Source organism: Pseudomonas sp. DE0157, assembly GCF_007678615.1.
Taxonomy (GTDB): Bacteria; Pseudomonadota; Gammaproteobacteria; order Pseudomonadales; family Pseudomonadaceae; genus Aquipseudomonas; species Aquipseudomonas parafulva_B.
In genome coordinates, this window is record NZ_VEJN01000006.1 from 153,551 (window position 1) to 172,427 (window position 18,877).

At 61.2% G+C, this 18,877-nt stretch carries 17 protein-coding genes; 11 read left to right on the forward strand and 6 right to left on the reverse strand.

The features are described from left to right. Positions 1–125: 125 nt before the first annotated feature. From FS777_RS10150 to FS777_RS10185, 8 genes are all read left to right on the forward strand, one after another. Positions 126–914 carry a YqcI/YcgG family protein gene (locus FS777_RS10150; protein WP_058637353.1) on the forward strand — a complete coding sequence of 263 codons (789 nt, stop codon included), beginning with the start codon at positions 126–128 and terminating at the stop codon, positions 912–914. Between the two features lies 1 nt (position 915). Continuing rightward, entirely contained in the window at positions 916–1,545 is a 630-nt protein-coding gene (locus tag FS777_RS10155; protein WP_058637354.1) for a LysE family translocator, read from the forward strand. 36 nt (positions 1,546–1,581) lie between these two features. Further along, positions 1,582–2,649: a hypothetical protein gene (locus tag FS777_RS10160; RefSeq protein ID WP_058637355.1), complete on the forward strand. Its 1,068-nt coding sequence runs from the start codon at positions 1,582–1,584 to the stop codon at positions 2,647–2,649. Between the two features lie 170 nt (positions 2,650–2,819). Next, positions 2,820–3,494 carry a sel1 repeat family protein gene (locus FS777_RS10165; protein ID WP_230375053.1) on the forward strand — a complete coding sequence of 225 codons (675 nt, stop codon included), beginning with the start codon at positions 2,820–2,822 and terminating at the stop codon, positions 3,492–3,494. A gap of 122 nt (positions 3,495–3,616) precedes the next feature. Continuing rightward, complete coding sequence (locus tag FS777_RS10170) at positions 3,617–4,306, forward strand: AzlC family ABC transporter permease (RefSeq protein WP_058637357.1); 690 nt, start codon at positions 3,617–3,619, stop codon at positions 4,304–4,306. Continuing rightward, a complete protein-coding gene (locus FS777_RS10175) occupies positions 4,306–4,620 on the forward strand; it encodes an AzlD domain-containing protein (RefSeq protein WP_058637358.1) in 315 nt (104 codons plus the stop codon). Before FS777_RS10170 ends, FS777_RS10175 begins: the two co-directional genes overlap by 1 nt. Then, on the forward strand, positions 4,617–5,450 hold the full coding sequence (locus tag FS777_RS10180; protein WP_058637359.1) for an AraC family transcriptional regulator: 834 nt from the start codon (positions 4,617–4,619) through the stop codon (positions 5,448–5,450). The genes FS777_RS10175 and FS777_RS10180 overlap by 4 nt, the downstream gene beginning before the upstream one ends. A gap of 70 nt (positions 5,451–5,520) precedes the next feature. Continuing rightward, on the forward strand, positions 5,521–5,748 hold the full coding sequence (locus FS777_RS10185; RefSeq protein WP_058637360.1) for a hypothetical protein: 228 nt from the start codon (positions 5,521–5,523) through the stop codon (positions 5,746–5,748). A gap of 34 nt (positions 5,749–5,782) precedes the next feature. Here the strand turns inward: FS777_RS10185 and FS777_RS10190 are convergent, their stop codons facing one another. From FS777_RS10190 to FS777_RS10210, 5 genes are all read right to left on the reverse strand, one after another. Then, positions 5,783–6,268 (reverse strand): copper chaperone PCu(A)C, encoded by a 486-nt coding sequence (locus tag FS777_RS10190; protein ID WP_058637361.1) that lies wholly within the window; start codon positions 6,266–6,268, stop codon positions 5,783–5,785. Then, a complete protein-coding gene (locus tag FS777_RS10195; RefSeq protein ID WP_058637362.1) occupies positions 6,269–6,877 on the reverse strand; it encodes an SCO family protein in 609 nt (202 codons plus the stop codon). 250 nt (positions 6,878–7,127) lie between these two features. Further along, positions 7,128–7,712: a Fe-S biogenesis protein NfuA gene (gene nfuA, locus FS777_RS10200; protein ID WP_023536208.1), complete on the reverse strand. Its 585-nt coding sequence runs from the start codon at positions 7,710–7,712 to the stop codon at positions 7,128–7,130. 58 nt (positions 7,713–7,770) lie between these two features. Beyond that, entirely contained in the window at positions 7,771–8,805 is a 1,035-nt protein-coding gene (locus FS777_RS10205) for an acyltransferase (RefSeq protein ID WP_058637363.1), read from the reverse strand. A gap of 108 nt (positions 8,806–8,913) precedes the next feature. Continuing rightward, on the reverse strand, positions 8,914–11,214 hold the full coding sequence (locus tag FS777_RS10210) for a fatty acid cis/trans isomerase (RefSeq protein ID WP_058637364.1): 2,301 nt from the start codon (positions 11,212–11,214) through the stop codon (positions 8,914–8,916). Between the two features lie 180 nt (positions 11,215–11,394). Here FS777_RS10210 and metH point away from each other — a divergent pair, with 180 nt between their 5' ends. Continuing rightward, positions 11,395–15,102 (forward strand): methionine synthase, encoded by a 3,708-nt coding sequence (metH, locus tag FS777_RS10215; protein ID WP_145255314.1) that lies wholly within the window; start codon positions 11,395–11,397, stop codon positions 15,100–15,102. A 286-nt stretch (positions 15,103–15,388) separates the two neighbouring features. On the opposite strand, the gene FS777_RS10220 is transcribed toward metH, so the two are convergent. Next, entirely contained in the window at positions 15,389–16,471 is a 1,083-nt protein-coding gene (locus tag FS777_RS10220; protein ID WP_058637366.1) for an ABC transporter substrate-binding protein, read from the reverse strand. A gap of 211 nt (positions 16,472–16,682) precedes the next feature. On the opposite strand from FS777_RS10220, the gene FS777_RS10225 reads away from it, so the two are divergent. Then, positions 16,683–18,335 carry a nitrite/sulfite reductase gene (locus tag FS777_RS10225; RefSeq protein ID WP_058637367.1) on the forward strand — a complete coding sequence of 551 codons (1,653 nt, stop codon included), beginning with the start codon at positions 16,683–16,685 and terminating at the stop codon, positions 18,333–18,335. After that, a complete protein-coding gene (locus FS777_RS10230) occupies positions 18,319–18,813 on the forward strand; it encodes a DUF934 domain-containing protein (RefSeq protein ID WP_027914639.1) in 495 nt (164 codons plus the stop codon). Before FS777_RS10225 ends, FS777_RS10230 begins: the two co-directional genes overlap by 17 nt. The last annotated feature ends 64 nt before the right edge of the window (positions 18,814–18,877 follow it).

Sequence of the window (18,877 nt, forward strand, 5' to 3'; positions counted from 1 at the left end):
GGTCATAGTTTCACGCGTTTTACAACCTGCTGATAGTTCTAGAAAATGCATTAAAAAAACATACATAACCTAGATCCTGCCTGAAACTGCGTAGATCGTTCATCAATTAAAAGTTTGGGGAAACCATGTTTACGGGATATGGACAATGCTATCGCCTGGATGCGTTTGAGCAGACCCTCGAACATGCGTGCATCGAACCACACTGGACAACCGCTGCACTGCAACACTTTCGCCATACCGTTGCCAATCCGGATTTCCCCTGCCTGTTCGGGCGCAAGGCGGTCAATGCGCAAACTTGCTACGTTCTTTTCGCCAGCGCTGAACAACTGGCTGATGACATCGCTCAAGGGCTGGCCAGCTATGTCGGGTTGATGGATCCGATTGCGCCCAAGCTTCGCATCGGCCACCCGTTGGTGGCGTTTCTAGAAACAGTGACCGACATGCCGCTCGCGCATCAGCAGGCACTAGCCTGGAAGGTGCTGCAAGGCGTTCACGCACGGGATCCGAATCCCTGGCCCCAGACAGTGCCGGCCGACCCCGCACACAGCGGCTGGTCGTTCTGCTTTGCCGGCATGCCGCTGTTCATCAACATGAACTTCCCGGGCCACCAGCAGATGAAAAGCCGCAACCTGGGCAAACACATCACATTCGTCATCAACCCGCGCGAGAACTTCGACGAAGTGGCCAATGTCGCCACCACGAGCGGCCAGCGCATCCGCGAGCGCATTCGCCAGCGGGTCGGCCACTACAACGACGGGGTAATGCCTGACAGCCTCGGCTTCTTCGGTGAAGCGGATAACTTTGAGTGGACGCAATATCAATTACAGGAAACCGGTTCGTTGAACCCGGCACGCTGCCCTTTCCATGCCCGGACCGCAGTGCCTGCCACCCCCGACAACATGATCGAGAACTGACGTGAATACCGCCCTGACTGCCTCCTACGCCCTTACCGTCCTGCTGCTGATCGCCACTCCAGGTCCGGTCGTGGCATTGATCGTCAATACCGCAGCCGCTTCTGGCTCACGCAAGGCCATTTTCACGGCCTTGGGCACCAACTGGGCCTCGCTGGTACTGATCGGCGCAGCGGCGTGGATCATCCTCACCAGCGCGGCCATCGACAGGGCATGGCTTAGTGCCATGAGCCTGTTGGGTTGCCTGTTCATCGGCTATATCGCCGTCGGCACGCTCAGGGAGGCGCTCGCAAGCCCGCAGCCAGACCAACGGCCCGAAAGCGCCAAACCCGTGAGCCGCGGGGGGCTGTGGCAAGGCTTCATGGTGGGGATCTCCAACCCCAAGGACATCATTTTCTTCATCGCCTTTTTCCCGCAGTTCATCCAGATCACCGAGTCGTTCGGCAAAAGCATGGTCGTGCTTTCACTGCTCTGGATCGTGATCGACTTCGCCGTGCTGAGTCTTTATATCTTTGCCATCGGCAAGATCGCGTCAGCGCGCAGCCAACGATTCATCAGCCTTGCGTCCGGCGTGGCATTGCTGTTGATCGCCATCGGCGGGCTTTTGTACAACCTCAAGGAGCTTACCGCCTAGCCCCTTGCCTGACGCGCTGTCTTGCCAGGAGTCCCGATGTCCACTCCCAGTCGCCAAGGGCTTGCGCCTTTGCAGCTTGAGTACCAACAGCTGCTTGCCCAGGCCACCCAGTGCGCCACCCAACGCGTTCGGGTACACGAAACCGGGTTCAGCTCGGCCGTCGTCAATACCGACGCCTTGGGCCTTCGCTACAGCCATTTCAACGGCCGGCGGTTTTCGGTGGCTGAACGCGACAGCACTGCGCGGATCAATCTGCTGGTCGGAGGCTCGGTGGCGATGGGCATCGGGGCCAGTTCCGATGAATACACCGTGGCCTCGCAGCTGTCGGCGCTGACCGGAGAACTCTGGCTGAGCCTGGCCGGGTGCGGGCTGGATGCGAGCCAGGAACTATTGATGTTCCTCACTCATGAGCACCGCCTGGCACCGCTGGGACATGTGGTCATACTCAGCGGACTCAACAGCCTGGCACACGAAGCGCTTTGGGACATCAGCGCCTGCTCACATGAGCCTCAGCAGATCAATGACTGGCAAACGTCGCTGGCCGGTTCAGAGCAAGCCCAGGCAGCACCACAGCCTGGCCTGAGCCTCTGGCAGCGGCTGAGCCAGGTGCTGGCACCTCCGGCCGCCGCGCCTCGGCCACGTCGGCCCTTCGAGGCACTTTCCCCAGCAGAAAAACGCACCGCCCAGGCAGCCGACCATATTGCTCGCTCAGTGCAGCAATGGGATCGACTGCTAGGCAGCGCTCACACTACCCTCACCTTCATCCTTCAACCCCTGGTGCACTGGTGTCGCGATACCCTGCCAGCGGGTGAGCAGTTCATGCTCAGCGCACTTCAGCAAACGCCAGGGAACATCGACCGCTTGCTCGAAGGCGTTTTCGATCGCAAGGTGCATGCGGCATTCTTTCGCCGCATTCGCGAACAAGCCGCACCGGTGCCCTGCTTCGACATGAACTGCATGCTCGACAGCTCGCCAGCCTTCGGTTCGGACCTGTTCATCGACCGCTTGCACCTCAACGACATGGGGCAGACCGCGCTGGCCAACGTGATCACGGCCAAGCTCGGCCTTGCCCGGGAAAAACCACTGTCCGCGAGCACTCTATAGTGCTCTACTGATTGACAATCGTCGGGTGGTCTTTCGGACGGCCCTGTTGCATGGATAGAATAGTCCGTCGTTCCGATTGCCTGAGGCGTACGCTTGACTGTCATGAATAGAGAAGCCGTCCATCCTTGCCTGGCAACTGGCGAGGCGAGCCTGTGAGTCGCTTGCCGCAGATGGCGCTGATGCTGGCCGCGCTGCTGCCTACGGCGGGGCACGCACTGGAAGTGTCCATCGACCCCCATGCCGATCTGCTCTACCGCCAGGCACTGCCTCTTCTGGAACAGGCAGATACTCAAGAGGACGAAAGCGTCTTGCGCACAGCCCTGGATAGCGACCCAGAGCTGCGGCGCCAGGGGCAGGCCATGGCCCACACGTTGCCGACTGCGGTGGCACTGCTCAAGAAATCGGTCGCACTCGGCCACCCAGTCGCGCAGTACCGTCTGGCGCTTTACTACATGACTTACTTGCCTGCCGCGCAGATACCCGACGCCGCCTGCCCTCTGCTCCAGGCAAGCCTCGACCAAGGGTTTGCGCCGTCGGCACCAGCCATTGCCACCTGGTGCCCACCTTACAACGCCAGCGCCCAGTACCGCGCCGCACTGGAGGCCGTACCGAGCATGGCAACCCTCTATGCGCCCTACTATCCCCAGCCTGCCACCCGCATGGCCTGCAGCCGCAGCCAGCCCCAGGGCCTTGAGATGCTATGGGGGCGACAGCGCGATTATCAGGCCGAGGTCTACCGCCTGCTGGGTGATCTGGATCCGCAACATCGCCACTCATTGCTGCAAAAAGCGGTAGAGACCAATGGCTGTGTAACGGCGCAGCAGCATTTGACCAGCCGGCCTTGACCCCCGGCCGCCGGGGGCCTCAGCGCGGCGCACCAAATGGGTGACAACAGAGCAAGAACGTTCAAGCCATCACCTGTGGTGGCTTGGCATGCTGGCCTGCCTTGTCCACATGCCCGCTTCCTATGCCGTCCATCGCACGTCACGCCTTTTTGCAGGGCGCCATCGCCATCATGCCGCTGTCGCTTGCCGTCGCGCCCTGGGGCCTGCTGGCCGGCTCCATGGCCATCGAAGCCAACCTCAGCGCCTGGGAAAGCCAGGGGCTCTCGGCGATCGTCTTTGCCGGCGCTGCGCAGCTGGTGGCCATCGGCATGCTCAAAAGCGGTGCCAGCCTGGCCTCCATACTGCTGACAACCTTGTTACTCACCTCACAGCACCTGCTTTACGGGCTGTCGATGCGCCCAGCGCTCTCCCCCTTGCCACTGCACTGGCGCCTGGGGCTTGGATTTCTGCTGACCGATGAGTTCTTTGCCCTGACCAGTCGGCACGACCACCAGCATTTCAATCGCTGGTATGCCTTAGGTCTAGGCTTCACATTCTACGTTGCATGGAATCTGTTCACGTGGGTCGGAATCGTGCTGGGGCAAAGCATTCCACACCTTGATCAGCTAGGCCTGGACTTCTCCATCGTCGCCACTTTCGTCGCCTTGATCACGCCCCTGGTACGTAATCTGCCTACGCTCGCGTGCGTCGCCGTTTCACTGGCCGCTTCAGTACTGCTCAGCCATTGGCAGTGGGAAACGGCCTTGGTCAGCGCCGGCCTGCTTGGGATGAGCACCGGCTTCGCATGCCAGAAACTTCGGAGGACCGTTTGATGACCTGGCTGCTCATCATCGGCATGGGCATAGTGGTGTTCCTCAATCGCTATGCTTTTCTCGAACCGCGCCTACCGTTGCGCCTGAGCGCCCATGCGCGTCAATTCCTGGGCTTTGCGGTGCCAGGTATGCTCACGGCCATCTGCGGCCCTATCATCTTCTTGCCAGGGCATACGCTTAACCTGCAACCGCTCAACCCGTACCTGCTGGGGGCGGTGGTGGCTGCCGCACTGGTGTGGTTGACCCGTAGCGTGATGCTGAGCATGCTGTTGAGCATGTTGATTTTCTTCGTCCTGCGAAGCGTCCTTTCATGAACACCACTACCCGTGAGCAAACGCATCTATGGCAGGCACCGGCGCTGGGCGATGTGGAAATGCTGCACGCCCAGTATGTGCAACAACGGTTTGCACCACACGTGCATGAAGGCTATGTGTTCACCGTGATCGAATCCGGTGCCCAGCGTTTCTGGCACCGGGGCAGCGAGCATCTTGCACCGGTTGGCAGCATGGTCCTGATCAATCCGGACGAACTGCATACCGGTGCCAAGGCCCACGAGGCCGGGTGGCGTTATCGCGGGTTCTACCCTGAACATGAGCGCGTTACCGGTGTGCTGGATGAATTGGAACTGGGCCATGGGGGGATGCCGCGCTTTCGCGATAGCGTGATCCATGATGCTGGCCTTGCCAGCGCCTTCAGCCAACTGCATCAGCTGTCCGAAAGCAGCGCCAGCGCACTGCAACAGCAAACCGTATGGCGCCAGGCGGTGTTGGCGCTGGTTCAACGCCACGGACGCCTGGCCGATCTGTCTGCCCCTGGTCGCGAGCCTCGCGCTGTTGCACGCGCAAGAGAGTTGCTGGAAACCCACTTGGCTGACCCGCCGTCGCTGGAGTTACTGGCGGCTGCCGTCAACCTGTCGCCGTTTCACTTCGCACGGGTGTTTCGCCAGGCAACGGGCATGCCCCCTCACGCCTGGCTCAAGCAGCGACGCCTTGTAAGGGCCAGGGAGCTGCTCAAGGAGGGGCAGCCGCCTGCGACAGTGGCGTTCAGCCTGGGCTTTGCCGACCAGAGCCATCTGAACAGACAGTTCAAGCAAGCCTATGGCATCACCCCGGGGGCCTACCGGCTGGCCTGCTTCGCCGCGTGAGCGCGTCAATGCGGCACAGGCGTTTGGCCATGGCGCTGCTACACTCAAAAGGCTGAAAGGAGGAGCCGTCATGTCCGAACGAGAGATCACCACCCTTCTGTCACTGATGAACCAGCGGCAAGCGTGCCTTAGCACTGCTTGCAAGGCGATTGCCGACTGGATCGATCGCCAGGGCGACCTGCCGGCGGCCGGCAAGATACGGGCAAGCCTGAAGGCCTTGGAAGCTGACGAAGCACGTGTGCGGCGTGCGCTGACGTCATTGACGCTGGACAGGCCACTGCCGAAGTTTCGCAGTTGAACCAGCTGGGGCCGCAAGGCAGCCCCGCCAGGTTTTACGGGTGGCTCATGTGCATATGTTCATGCTCACCTTGCGCCTGCGCAGTGAGCGCGCGTACCTGAGCTTGCACGGCCACAGTCTCGGCGGTGCCATCGGCGGTTTCTACCGTCAGCGTCAGCGGAACCTGCTGGCCTTCCTTCACCTGATCGTTCAAGCCCATCAGCATCACGTGCAGGCCATTGGGGTCCAGGGTGACAGGCTTACCGGCCGGCAGCGCGACAGCCTTGACCTCACGCATGCCCATGACGTCCCCGTTCATGGTCATTTCATGCACTTGTACAGTCTTGGCCACAGGCGAGGCGACACTGACCAGCTTGCTGTCGCTACTGGCGGTAATGGTCATGAAGGCACCGGTCGACTGCTGGTGAGGCACGCTGGCGCGCACCCACGCCTCGCTGACTATGGTCTGGGCCATTACCGGCCCAGTGAGGCCCAGCAGGACCAACGCAGCCAGGCCGCGCTTAACGGATTGCAATGACATTCAGCAGATCTCCATCAGGGTAACCAGGTCTTCGGCACATTCCTTGGCTGTGAGGGAATGCCCGAGGCTCAGCCGCAGGGTGCCACGGGTGTCGTAAACGTAGCTGGTGGACGAATGTGAAATGGTATAGGTGTCACCGGCCGGGACTTTTTCGTAGAACACCTTGAACTCCCTGGCCACGGCGTCGATTTCTGCAGGCGTACCGGTGAGCGCGACGAAGGTCGGGTCGAACGCCTTGACGTAGGCATCGAGCACTTGCGGCGTATCGCGTTCTGGATCGAGGGTAATGAATACCACCTGGAACAGATCACGGTCTCGACCGCGCAGCAGTTTGCGGATCTGGGCGGCTCGTGCCAGTGTGGTCGGGCAGATGGCCGGGCACTGGGTGAAGCCGAAGAAGACCATCGGCATGCTGCCGTAGAAGCTTGAGAGGGTACGGACGTTGCCTTGGGGATCGCGCAGCGAGAACTTGCGCCCAAGGATTTCGTTGCTCATGTTCTTGCCATACTTGAACTCGAGCCCACGCGCCGGACTGCAACCTGCCAGCAGGCCAAGCCCAAGAACGCCCATGCCGGCGACGACTGCACGCCGGGTCAGAAGATCATTCATGAAACCATCCTTTACAGGGAAGGTGCCGACCCTCGGGGCGGGCCGGGCAGAAAACCGGCGCATTCTGGCATGCCCCCCAAGTACCTTCTACCCACTGGCGGCGATTAACCCCTGCAGGCCGCTGATTACGGGCAGCGGCCGATTGTCGCAGGGCTTGCAAACGTAACAGTTTGTTGCTAGTGCAGTGCGGCACGTCGCCTTCCAGGGCCAGCGCCAAGCCAGATTCCAGCTCGGTGCAACCCCTGATGCCTTAGTAGTAGGCGTTTTCTTTCTGGCTATGGTCCGTCACATCACGCACACCCTTGAGCTCAGGAATGCGCTCGAGGAGTGTCCGCTCGATGCCTTCCTTGAGGGTGACGTCCGCCTGACCGCAACCTTGGCAGCCGCCGCCAAATTGCAGGACAGCGATGCCCTCGTCGACGACATCCACCAGGCTCACCTGACCGCCATGACTGGCCAGGCCAGGGTTGATTTCGGTCTGCAGATAGTAGTTGATGCGTTCGTTGATGGGGCTGTCTTCATTGACCATCGGCACCTTGGCGTTAGGCGCCTTGATGGTCAACTGGCCACCCATGCGGTCGGTGGCATAGTCCACCAGCGCATCTTCCAGGAACGGCACGCTGACAGCGTCGAGGTAGGCAGTGAAGCTTTTGAGGCCCACAGCAGTGTCATCAGGCTTCTCTTCACCCGGCTTGCAATAGGCGATGCACGTCTCGGCGTACTGGGTACCCGGCTGGGTGATGAAGATACGAATGCCGATACCCGGCGTGTTCTGCTTGGACAGCAGATCAGCCAGGTAGTCATGGGCGGCGTCGGTAATGGTTATAGCGCTCATGTAGGTTCCTCACAGACTTGTGCGCCAGTGTACGCCAACGCAGCCCTCTAACAAAGTCCTAGTATTTGACTCGGGAAAGCACATACGGCTGCACCTGTACGCTCGGTGCTTGCATCCAGGCCTGCATGTGACGGTACAGGCCGCGCTCGATCCACTGGTAACTGAGCCACGACAGCAGTGCGATGCAAGGCACGCAGACGGCGAATGTCAGGTACGGGTCCAGCCCCAGTTGCTGGCTGGCAAACCAGCCCAGGTGCAGGACCAGTACATGGATCAGGTACACCGAATACGAGCAGTCGCCCAGCGCCTTGAGTACGCGATTGCCAGTGAACAGCGGCTCCATGGCGATGAAGGCCAGGACGACCATTGCGCTGGGCAGGCCCCAATGCAGCAGCCGTTGAGAGGCGTCTAGCTGATAAATGGCCAGCGCGGCCACTGCCAGAAGCCCCAGCGGGACCCAGACACCCTGACGGATCAGGCCACGGCGATGCAGCACACCGATACCGATGCCGAGCAGGAATTCATAGACGATGTCATTGTTGTAGAAATGACTGACCACGCCCAGGCGCCCCAGGACCTCGCTCACCACTACCAACAGCCCGGCCACCACCAGCAAGTGCAGGCGCCGGCCAACGAGAAACGCCATCCCGAACAGCAGGTAGAACATCATCTCGAAGTTCAAGGTCCAGCCGACGTTCAGGGTGGGGTACATGCCGTAGCCACCTGGGTTCTCTGCCGGTATGAAAAAGAGTGAACGCAATAGGTGCTGCCAGGTGAACACCTGATGCGGCATCCATTGACTGAAGGCCAGCAGCATCAAGGCCATCAAGGCCGAGTAGAACCAGTAGGCCGGCACGATACGCAGCACTCGGTTTAGCAGAAACTGATGCGGGACAACCTGCTTGTCGCAGGTCGAAAGGTAGATGACCAACCCGCTGATGACGAAGAAGATATCCACGCCGACCGCACCCCGATCAGTGAACAATTGGCCGACGGGCCCGGACGCATGAAAGTCGAAAAAAACCTGCATGAAGTGGTGGCAGACGACCACCCAGGCGGCGAAAGCACGAAGTGCTTGAAGCGAATACAGCATGAAGTACCCTGCGTTTGCCGGTGCATTCAGGCACCGGCTGCAGCGCAGCTGCCGGTGCCACTCATGGTTTGGGACCGCAGGAGGGCGCGAAAGGTCAGCGCGCCCCGATCAGAGGTTTTCGTAGCGGTTCATGTCCAGCACGCCGGCCTCCACCGGGTCGGTTTCCAGAATGAACGCGCTCAGGTCATGGAAATAACGCCAGAATTGCGGGTGAGTTCGGCGTATACCCCATCGCTCGACGATGCGCTCGAAGCGAGCGGTATCATCCTTGGCCTGACTCATCAGGTCGACGAACACCGGTACTTCGGCGGCTGGCACGTTGAACATGAAGTTGGGGTAGCTGGTCATGACCCCGGGCTGCAAGGTCAGGGTATCGAGGCCCGGCTGGTAACGATAAGCCTCGCCCAACAGGAATGCCACGTTGCTGTGCGCCCGGTTGCGCATCAAAGTATAGACCTGCCGCTGCCCACCCTGCCCTTCGATGCGCAGCAGCGTCGCCTCGGGCAATTGATTGATCACTTTCAACCCTGCGGCCGGACGCGAGACCAGCCGGCTGAGGGACTGCTCTGCATTGCGGAACTCTTCAGTCATCTGCGGCCGCGAACAGTACGCCCCCTGGCAGCGGTTGATCGGGTCGGGTGAAGCATTGATGCTGGCGGTCCGCGCGATCAGCTGCAACCCGAAGTCGTGTTTGGGATCGTGTGGACTCAGGGCAAGGCCGCTCGGGGTATCGGCGTCGATGTTTTCGTAGTCGAGCCACATCTTTATCTTGCCGCTGTCTTGATACCAGTCGCTCAGGATGCCCTGGCGCGACTCGGCCGGCATCAGGCGCAGGAAGTTGACCTCGGCGCCGTTGCGGATCAGGTCGAAGTACAGGCGCGTCTGCAGCTGGTGCGACAGGTTGCCGAAGACGTCGAAGTTGACCGCCAGCTGGTAGTAGGTGCGCTCGAGCAAGGGGTAGTCGAACAACCACATCGTCAGGGGCACATCCCCCACCAGGCCCTTGGTCACTGTAGCGCTGTCGAAGTGACGGAAGATGCTCAGCAACGCGTTGTCGTTGCCTGTCCACAAGGTCGACCAGCCCGGGGCCGGCATGTCGGCATAGGCTTCACGGCGCAGTTTCTCGTACTCGTTGCGCTTGTCGCGATAGGCGCGCCACAGCGCAAGCACACTGCCCACATCGTCATTCTGACCCGGCATGGCGAGCAAGGGCGTGGCCTTGCCACGGTAACGGGCATCGGTGACGTAGCGGTCGAAGGCAGGCTCCTGGAACAGCGCCCAGAAGTTGTCGCGGATCACGTCCGTGGCAATCTGCCCACGGCACACCGGCCCGCGTATGAATGTGCGTACGAAGTACTCGGCGTTGTCGAGCATGAACTGGTAGCGAGCCACCGCCGGGATCGCCTCGAAGGTTTCGAAAGGGTTGGCGCGGTGACGAGGGCCGTAGCCTGGCAGCGTGGTCACCTGCCAATCGCCGGCGTAGAAGAGCTGCTTGACCCGCTTGAGTTTTTGCGGACCCAGGGGGTAGGTGATGTGTGTCTTGTGCACGATCACGCCCTGGACGGGAATCAGGCGATAAAAGAACTCAGTTCCGGGCGGATCATTGGGCCTGCGCGTGGCGATGATATCGGCAGGCTGCCCGCTGGGCGTGCGCGAGCGCACCCATTGGAAAAAGTGCCCCTGCTCACCCCCGGTAAAATGGATGTGGGCGAGGAACAGATGCTCGTACAGCCAACGCCCCACCAGGGCTTCTGAAGCCCCAGGACGATTGAGCAGCGCTTCCCATTCGGCGATCTGACGGGCTTCGCTGGCACTGGGCTTGATCGCCTGGTACTCGACTGGCGCACCCGCCGCCAGCCAGCCACGCAGTGTCGCGTATTCCTGGTCGGTCAGGCCGGTGACGGCCAGCGGCATGCCTTCCATGGGATGCGCACCGGCGTAGGCGTCGAACTCATGGGGCAACGGACACATATTGTTGCGGTTCAGGCCTAGTGCAATCTCATCCGGTACCTTGGCATTTGGCGTGAGCGGCGTCTTGTGCCCCAGCTCGAGCATGCGCGCCATCAATGCGGCTTGGCTGCCCTGGTTGTCGAGCACCGAATAGAAGCCCTTCTTGCGCCACTCGGCCTCGCCATGAGCGTCATAGAACAACCGGGTGGGCGCCACGGCCTTGCTGCGCTCGCCCTGATAAACGGGCACCTTGCTGGCGCCGCGCACGGCGCCTTCGGCTGCCTCCAGCTTTAGCTGGCAGGCAGCGTCGTTGCAGGCGTGGCAGGCAACGCATTTTTCGGTGAAGATCGGCTGGACATCACGGGTGTAGGAGATGGCTGGACTTGCTTGAAGACCTTGCCCGAACGCCGCGCTACTGAGTAAGAGAGCGACAAAGCCGGCAAGCATACGATGCACCATGTGCGAGATGTCCTGATTATGTGCAGCCAACGCAATAAGCATGGGCAGTGTTTGTATTAATAGCTGAGTAAGACCCAGGCAACATGAACATATTTCATGGAAACCGAGCGCACCCCTAAAAACCGTGCAGCTTTGTTATGATTCAGCACTTTCTGATTTCCGCCCGTCCAGGTAGTTCATATGTCCGACCGCAGCGCTCGTCTTCACGCCCTTCAACAAGCACTTAAAGAGCGCATCCTGATTCTCGATGGCGGCATGGGCACCATGATTCAAAGCTACCGGTTGGAGGAAGCCGACTATCGTGGCACGCGCTTTGCCGATTGGCCAAGCGACGTCAAAGGCAACAATGACCTGCTGCTGCTGAGTCGTCCAGATATCATCGCGGCCATCGAGAAGGCTTACCTGGACGCGGGCGCCGATATTCTCGAGACCAACACCTTCAACGCCACCCAGATCTCCCAGGCCGACTATGGCATGGAATCGCTGGTGTATGAATTGAACGTGCAAGGGGCGCGCATCGCCCGCCAAGTGGCCGATGCCAAGACGCTGGAAACACCCGACAAGCCGCGCTTCGTGGCGGGCGTGCTCGGCCCGACCAGCCGCACCTGCTCGATATCTCCCGATGTGAACGACCCGGGCTACCGCAACGTCACGTTCGACGCGCTGGTGGAAAACTACATCGAGGCCACCCGCGGGCTGATCGAGGGCGGTGCCGACCTGATCCTGATCGAAACCATCTTCGACACCCTCAATGCCAAGGCGGCGATCTTCGCCGTGCAGCAGGTGTTCGAGGACGACGGCATCGAGCTGCCGATCATGATTTCCGGCACCATCACCGATGCCTCCGGCCGCACATTGTCCGGGCAGACCACCGAAGCCTTCTGGAACTCGGTCCGGCACGCCAAGCCTATATCCGTCGGCCTGAACTGCGCATTAGGCGCCAAGGACTTGCGCCCTTACCTGGAAGAGTTGTCGAGCAAGGCCGATACTCACGTTTCGGCCCACCCCAATGCGGGCTTGCCCAATGCCTTCGGTGAGTACGACGAAACCCCGGCGGAAATGGCCGCCGTGGTCGAGGAGTTCGCCGCCAGTGGCTTCTTGAACATCATTGGCGGTTGCTGTGGCACCACCCCTGGGCATATCCAGGCAATCGCCGAGGCCGTGGCCAAGTACCCGCCACGGCCAATCCCGGAGATCGCCAAGGCGTGCCGCCTCTCGGGCCTGGAGCCCTTCACCATTGATCGCCAGTCGTTGTTCGTCAACGTCGGTGAGCGCACCAACATCACCGGCTCGGCCAGGTTCGCGCGGCTGATTCGCGAGGAAAACTACACCGAGGCCCTGGAAGTGGCGCTGCAGCAGGTAGAGGCCGGCGCCCAGGTCATCGACATCAACATGGACGAAGGGATGCTCGACTCCCAGGCGGCCATGGTCCGTTTCCTCAACCTGATCGCCGGCGAGCCGGACATCTCGCGCGTGCCGATCATGATCGACTCTTCGAAGTGGGAGGTGATCGAGGCTGGCCTCAAGTGCATCCAGGGCAAAGGCATCGTCAACTCCATTTCCATGAAAGAAGGCGTTGAGCAGTTCAAGCACCATGCCCGCTTGTGCAAGCGCTATGGCGCAGCCGTGGTGGTCATGGCCTTCGACGAGGTTGGCCAGGCCGACACTGCCGCGCGCAAACAGGAAATCTGCAAGCGCAGCTACGACATTCTGGTCAACGAGGTGGGCTTCCCCGCAGAAGACATCATCTTCGACCCGAATATCTTCGCTGTCGCCACCGGCATCGAGGAACACAACAACTATGCCGTGGATTTCATCGAGGCCTGCGCCTATATCCGCGACCACCTGCCGCACGCCTTGACCTCGGGTGGGGTGTCCAACGTGTCGTTCTCGTTCCGGGGCAATAACCCGGTGCGCGAGGCGATTCACTCGGTGTTCCTGTACCACGCCATCGCCAACGGCCTGACCATGGGCATCGTCAATGCCGGGCAGTTGGAAATCTACGACCAGATCCCAGCGCCGTTGCGGGAAAAGGTCGAGGATGTGGTGCTCAACCGCACGCCCCAGGGCACCGATGCGCTGCTGGCCATTGCCGACGACTACAAAGGCGGCGGTGCCACGCGGGAAGTCGAGAACGAACAGTGGCGCTCGCTGCCGGTGGAAAAGCGCCTGGAGCATGCGCTGGTAAAGGGCATCACGGCGTTCATCGTCGAGGACACCGAGGCGTGCCGCCAGCAATGTGCGCGGCCGATCGAGGTCATCGAAGGCCCCTTGATGAGCGGCATGAACGTGGTCGGCGACCTGTTCGGCGCCGGCAAGATGTTCCTGCCCCAAGTGGTCAAGTCGGCCCGGGTGATGAAGCAAGCCGTTGCGCACTTGATTCCGTTCATCGAAGCCGAGAAAGGCGACAAGCCCGAGGCCAAGGGCAAGATCCTGATGGCGACGGTCAAGGGCGATGTGCACGACATCGGCAAGAACATCGTCGGCGTGGTGCTCGGCTGCAACGGCTACGACATCGTCGACCTGGGGGTGATGGTGCCCGCCGAGAAGATCCTGCAGACGGCTCGGGACGAGAAATGCGACATCATTGGCCTGTCGGGCCTGATCACACCGTCGCTGGACGAGATGGTGCATGTGGCGCGCGAGATGCAGCGCCAGGGTTTCGAGCTGCCGTTGATGATTGGCGGCGCCACCACCTCCAAGGCCCATACGGCCGTGAAGATCGAGCCCAAGTACAGCAATGACGCCGTGATCTACGTCACCGATGCGTCTCGCGCCGTCGGCGTGGCGACGCAATTGCTGTCCAAGGAGCTCAAGGCGGGTTTCGTCGAAAGCACACGCCAGGACTACGAAGAGGTACGCGCACGCACGGCCAATCGCAGCGCCCGGACCGAGCGCCTCACCTACGCCCAGGCAGTGGCGGCCAAACCCCAGTACGACTGGGCCGGCTACCAGCCAGCCGTACCCTCCTTCACTGGCACCAAGGTCCTGCATGACATCGACCTGCGCACCCTGGCCCAATACATCGACTGGACGCCGTTCTTCATCTCCTGGGACCTGGCGGGCAAGTTCCCGCGAATTCTCACGGACGAAGTCGTTGGCGAGGCGGCGACTGCCCTGTATGCGGACGCCCGCGAAATGCTCGACAAACTGATCGACGAAAAACTCATCAGTGCTCGCGCAGTGTTTGGCTTCTGGCCCGCCAACCAGGTGGCCGATGACGACATCGAGGTGTACGGCGAAGACGGCGCTGCGCTGGCGACCTTGCACCACCTGCGCCAGCAGACCATCAAGCCCGACGGCAAGCCCAACTGGTCGCTGGCCGACTTCGTGGCCCCCAAGGCCAGCGGTGTGACCGACTACGTGGGCGGGTTCATCACCACGGCCGGTATCGGGGCCGAAGAAGTCGCCAAGGCGTACCAGGACAAAGGCGACGACTACAGCTCGATCATGGTCAAGGCCCTGGCCGATCGCCTGGCCGAGGCCTGCGCCGAATGGTTGCATGAGCAGGTGCGCAAGGATTACTGGGGGTATGCCCGGGAGGAGCAGCTGGACAACGAAGCGCTGATCAAGGAGCAGTACCGTGGCATCCGTCCAGCGCCGGGCTACCCGGCATGCCCCGACCACACCGAGAAAGAAACCCTGTTCCGCCTGCTCGACGGCAGCGCCATCGGCGAAACCGGCCCAAGCGGCGTCTTCCTGACCGAGCATTACGCCATGTTCCCGGCCGCGGCTGTCAGCGGCTGGTATTTCGCCCACCCGCAGGCGCAGTACTTTGCAGTGGGCAAGGTGGACAAGGATCAGATCGAGTGCTACAGCACCCGCAAAGGTCAACCAATAAGTGTCAGCGAGCGCTGGCTGGCGCCAAACCTTGGGTATGACAGCTAAGGCACACCCGCATCCAGCTGTTCCCGTGGGGCGCAGCTGGAAACAAGGCGCGTCAGTGTTGATGCGCCATGTGATCGGTGAGCAGGATTAGGGGTGAGTGCCCCAATACACCGCCGTGATGACGACCAGCGCGACCAGGCACAGGATTGCCCAGGTATCGACGCCATGGCTGGGCTTGCGCAACTTCGTTGGATTGGTCATGGCATTGCCTCTTGTAGTGATTATGGGAATGCACCGCACAATCGGCAGTTAAGACCAGCAAAGACCTTTGCTCAAGCAGGGCTTTTCAGTATTCGACCGGTGACGTCAGGAACGGGTACTGATAGCCAGCCGTGCGCCCTATCGCGCTGTACGCCTTGAAGTCCACGCCGTGGTCGGCCAACTCCAGTCGTTTAAGCCATTGCCCGGCCTTGGCCTGGTCGATGCTCTGCAGCACAGGCAGGCTGTAATTGCGCAGGCCGTCGCGCCCGAACGGCAGGCCGTGGGCATCGTCATACAGCATGACCATGGCCCAGCCCCCAAGGCTGAAATGCCCGCCCATCAGTACACTCAAGCGCCCATCCAGACGCGCACGCAACGCCTCCCCCGAGCTGTTCACCGCACTGAACATGACATCCTTGCCTGGCTTGAGCCCCGCTTCCTCGAACGCCTGCATGGCCCCAAAGGCCATCTCGTCGTTGGCCGACCATACAAGCCGTGTCTGTGGGTAGCGTTCGAGCAGAAACCGCGCCTGCTCGTAGGCGCGCTGCCGGCTCCACCCGCCGTACACCACCTGCCGCAAGCGCACCTGGGGGAAGTCGGCCAAGGCACGGCGCATGCCTTCTTCCCGGCGCTGCGAGGCAGGCGTAGTTTTCACGCCTGAGAACGCGACCAAATCCACTGGGCCACTGGTGGCAGGCAATTGCGCGATCATTTCACGCAACATCTGGAAACCGGCTTGTTCGTCATTGGTGGTCAAAGAACCCAACGGCTGCGCGAATTTGTCAGGCCGAGCGCTGACAGCCCGCGCCTGGCTAGGCGTCAAGCCGTTGTTGACCAGCAACAGCTTGACCCCCGCCCCTTGCGACAGGCGCATGATCTCAGGGGCGATGTACTGCTCGTTTACCAGTACCAGGTAATCAGGTCGCCTGGGCCCATCGAGGGCCGCCCGGGCCTGGCTCAGGGCAAGATCGGTCCGGCGCTCGCCATACTCCACACGCAAGTCCATGCCCAGTTCGTCAGCGGCGGACTGCATGAACCGGCTGTAGCTGGTCCAGAATGTCTCGTCTGGCGAACCCGGGTTGAGGAAAACCACTGACACCGGCTGCGCACTTGCGCTCAATGGCAGGGCGAAGCACAGGCAAAGGCAGCGGTACAGGGCCTTGAGCATAGGCTGACGTCTCTGAAGCAAACCCAGGATTATACCCATCGGGTCAGAACTGGCGCATAAATGGCAGTCAGTCTCACATAGTCCGTTTGGTTCTTTTCATATGCAAAAACATCACTTTTGCGCATAAATACAACCTGCTATGGTGCCCCGGCTCCGAACCGGAGTGCGCGGCCGTGCGCGCGAATAGCTGCATGCCTGAGACAGGACTTTTATGTACGTATATGACGAATACGATCAGCGGATCATCGAGGACCGCGTCAAGCAGTTCCGTGATCAGACCCGCCGCTACCTGGCCGGTGAGCTGAGCGAGGAAGAATTCCGCCCGCTGCGCCTGCAGAACGGCCTATACATTCAACGATTCGCGCCGATGCTGCGTGTCGCCGTTCCTTATGGCCAACTCAATGCCCGGCAGGTGCGTACCCTGGCCAAGATCGCCCGCGATTACGACAAGGGCTACGCGCACATTTCCACCCGCCAGAACGTGCAGTTCAACTGGCCGTCCCTGGAAGATATCCCCGACATCCTGGCCGAATTGGCGACCGTGCAGATGCACGCCATCCAGACCAGCGGCAACTGCCTGCGCAACACCACCACCGATCAGTTCGCTGGCGTTGCCGCCGATGAAGTCATCGACCCGCGCCCCTGGTGCGAGATCGTCCGTCAGTGGACCACGTTCCACCCGGAATTCGCCTTCCTGCCGCGCAAGTTCAAGATCGCCATCAACGGTTCGAAACAGGACCGCGCGGCCATCGAAGTGCACGACATCGGCCTTGAGCCGGTGCGCAACGACGCTGGCGAGCTGGGTTTCCGCGTCCTGGTCGGGGGCGGATTGGGCCGCACGCCGGTGGTCGGTTCGTTCATCAATGAGTTCCTGCCCTGGCAGGACCTGATCAGCTACCTGGACGCTATCCTGCGCGTCTACAACCGCTACGGCCGCAGGGACAACAAGTACAAGGCGCGGATCAAGATTCTGGTCAAGGCCCTGACACCCGAAGTCTTCGCCGAAAAGGTCGAGGCCGAAATGGTCCACCTGCGTGGCGGCAGCAGCACGCTGACCGAGGCGGAAGTGCAGCGCGTGTCGCGTCACTTCGTCGATCCGCAGTACCTGGCGCTGGACGATGTCGACTACAGCGCCTTGGACAGCGAACATCCAGGGTTCGCGCGCTGGCGCTCACGCAACACCCGCGCCCATAAACGCCCTGGTTACGTGGCCGTGACCCTGTCGCTCAAGCCCACCGGCGTTGCCCCAGGTGACCTCACCGACAAGCAGCTCGACGCCGTAGCCGACTTGGCAGAACGTTACAGCTTCGGCTTCCTGCGCACCTCGCACGAGCAGAACATCATCCTGGCCGACGTCGAGCAACGCCAGCTGTATGCCCTGTGGCTGGAGCTGCGCGAGAGCGGATTCGCCACCCCGAACATTGGCCTGCTGACCGATATCATCTGCTGCCCAGGCGGTGACTACTGCTCCCTGGCCAACGCCAAGTCGATCCCCATTGCCGAATCCATCCAGCGTCGTTTCGACGACCTGGACTACCTGTTCGACATTGGCGAGATCGACCTGAACATTTCCGGTTGCATGAATGCGTGCGGTCACCACCACGTCGGTCATATCGGCATCCTGGGCGTGGACAAGAAGGGCGAAGAGTTCTACCAGGTATCGCTGGGCGGCAACGCCGCGCGCGACGCCAGCCTTGGCAAGATCCTGGGCCCCTCGTTCGCCCAGGACGACATGGCCGATGTGATCGAGAAGCTGATCGCCGTCTACGTCGAACAACGCACTGAAGAAGAGCGTTTCATCGACACGTACCAACGCATCGGCATCGACCCCTTCAAGGAACGCGTGTATGCAGCGAATCATTAAGCACAACCAGATCGTCGACGAAACCTGGCACCTGCTGCCTAAGGAAACTTCGTTCGACGAACTGACCAACTGCGACGACTACATCGTGCCCCTGCAGATGTGGCGCGACCATGCCCATGCCCTGAAAGCCCGCGACGGTGGCCTGGGCATCTGGCTGGACAGCGACCAGGAGGCTGAGGAGATTGGCGAGGACGTCCAACACTTCCAGGTCATCGCCCTGAATTTCCCTGCCTTCACCGACGGGCGCAGCTATTCCAATGCGCGCCTGCTGCGCGACCGCTACGGCTACAAGGGTGAGTTGCGCGCCATCGGCGATGTGCTGCGCGACCAGCTGTTCTTCATGGCCCGTTGCGGTTTCGATGCATTCGCCATCCGCGCCGACAAGGACCCCGAAGACGCTCTGCAGGGCCTGAAGGACTTCTCGGTCACCTACCAGGGTGCCACGGACCAGCCGCTGCCTTTGTTCCGCCGGCGCTGAGCCCGTTGTTCGTCACGGCCGTGCACCTGCCACGGTCGTGACGGGCAGCCCCCACACTCGACCA

Bases quoted from the DNA above. Each gene is read 5' to 3' on its own strand.
- FS777_RS10195 (WP_058637362.1), bottom strand. From the start codon at position 6,877: ATGAATGATCTTCTGACCCGGCGTGCAGTCGTCGCCGGCATGGGCGTT.
- nfuA (WP_023536208.1), bottom strand. From the start codon at position 7,712: ATGAGCGCTATAACCATTACCGACGCCGCCCATGACTACCTGGCTGAT.
- FS777_RS10150 (WP_058637353.1), top strand. From the start codon at position 126: ATGTTTACGGGATATGGACAATGCTATCGCCTGGATGCGTTTGAGCAG.
- FS777_RS10185 (WP_058637360.1), top strand. From the start codon at position 5,521: ATGTCCGAACGAGAGATCACCACCCTTCTGTCACTGATGAACCAGCGG.
- FS777_RS10205 (WP_058637363.1), bottom strand. From the start codon at position 8,805: ATGCTGTATTCGCTTCAAGCACTTCGTGCTTTCGCCGCCTGGGTGGTC.
- FS777_RS10175 (WP_058637358.1), top strand. From the start codon at position 4,306: ATGACCTGGCTGCTCATCATCGGCATGGGCATAGTGGTGTTCCTCAAT.
- FS777_RS10170 (WP_058637357.1), top strand. From the start codon at position 3,617: ATGCCGTCCATCGCACGTCACGCCTTTTTGCAGGGCGCCATCGCCATC.
- FS777_RS10220 (WP_058637366.1), bottom strand. From the start codon at position 16,471: ATGCTCAAGGCCCTGTACCGCTGCCTTTGCCTGTGCTTCGCCCTGCCA.
- FS777_RS10225 (WP_058637367.1), top strand. From the start codon at position 16,683: ATGTACGTATATGACGAATACGATCAGCGGATCATCGAGGACCGCGTC.
- metH (WP_145255314.1), top strand. From the start codon at position 11,395: ATGTCCGACCGCAGCGCTCGTCTTCACGCCCTTCAACAAGCACTTAAA.
- FS777_RS10180 (WP_058637359.1), top strand. From the start codon at position 4,617: ATGAACACCACTACCCGTGAGCAAACGCATCTATGGCAGGCACCGGCG.
- FS777_RS10210 (WP_058637364.1), bottom strand. From the start codon at position 11,214: ATGGTGCATCGTATGCTTGCCGGCTTTGTCGCTCTCTTACTCAGTAGC.
- FS777_RS10230 (WP_027914639.1), top strand. From the start codon at position 18,319: ATGCAGCGAATCATTAAGCACAACCAGATCGTCGACGAAACCTGGCAC.
- FS777_RS10160 (WP_058637355.1), top strand. From the start codon at position 1,582: ATGTCCACTCCCAGTCGCCAAGGGCTTGCGCCTTTGCAGCTTGAGTAC.
- FS777_RS10165 (WP_230375053.1), top strand. From the start codon at position 2,820: ATGGCGCTGATGCTGGCCGCGCTGCTGCCTACGGCGGGGCACGCACTG.
- FS777_RS10190 (WP_058637361.1), bottom strand. From the start codon at position 6,268: ATGTCATTGCAATCCGTTAAGCGCGGCCTGGCTGCGTTGGTCCTGCTG.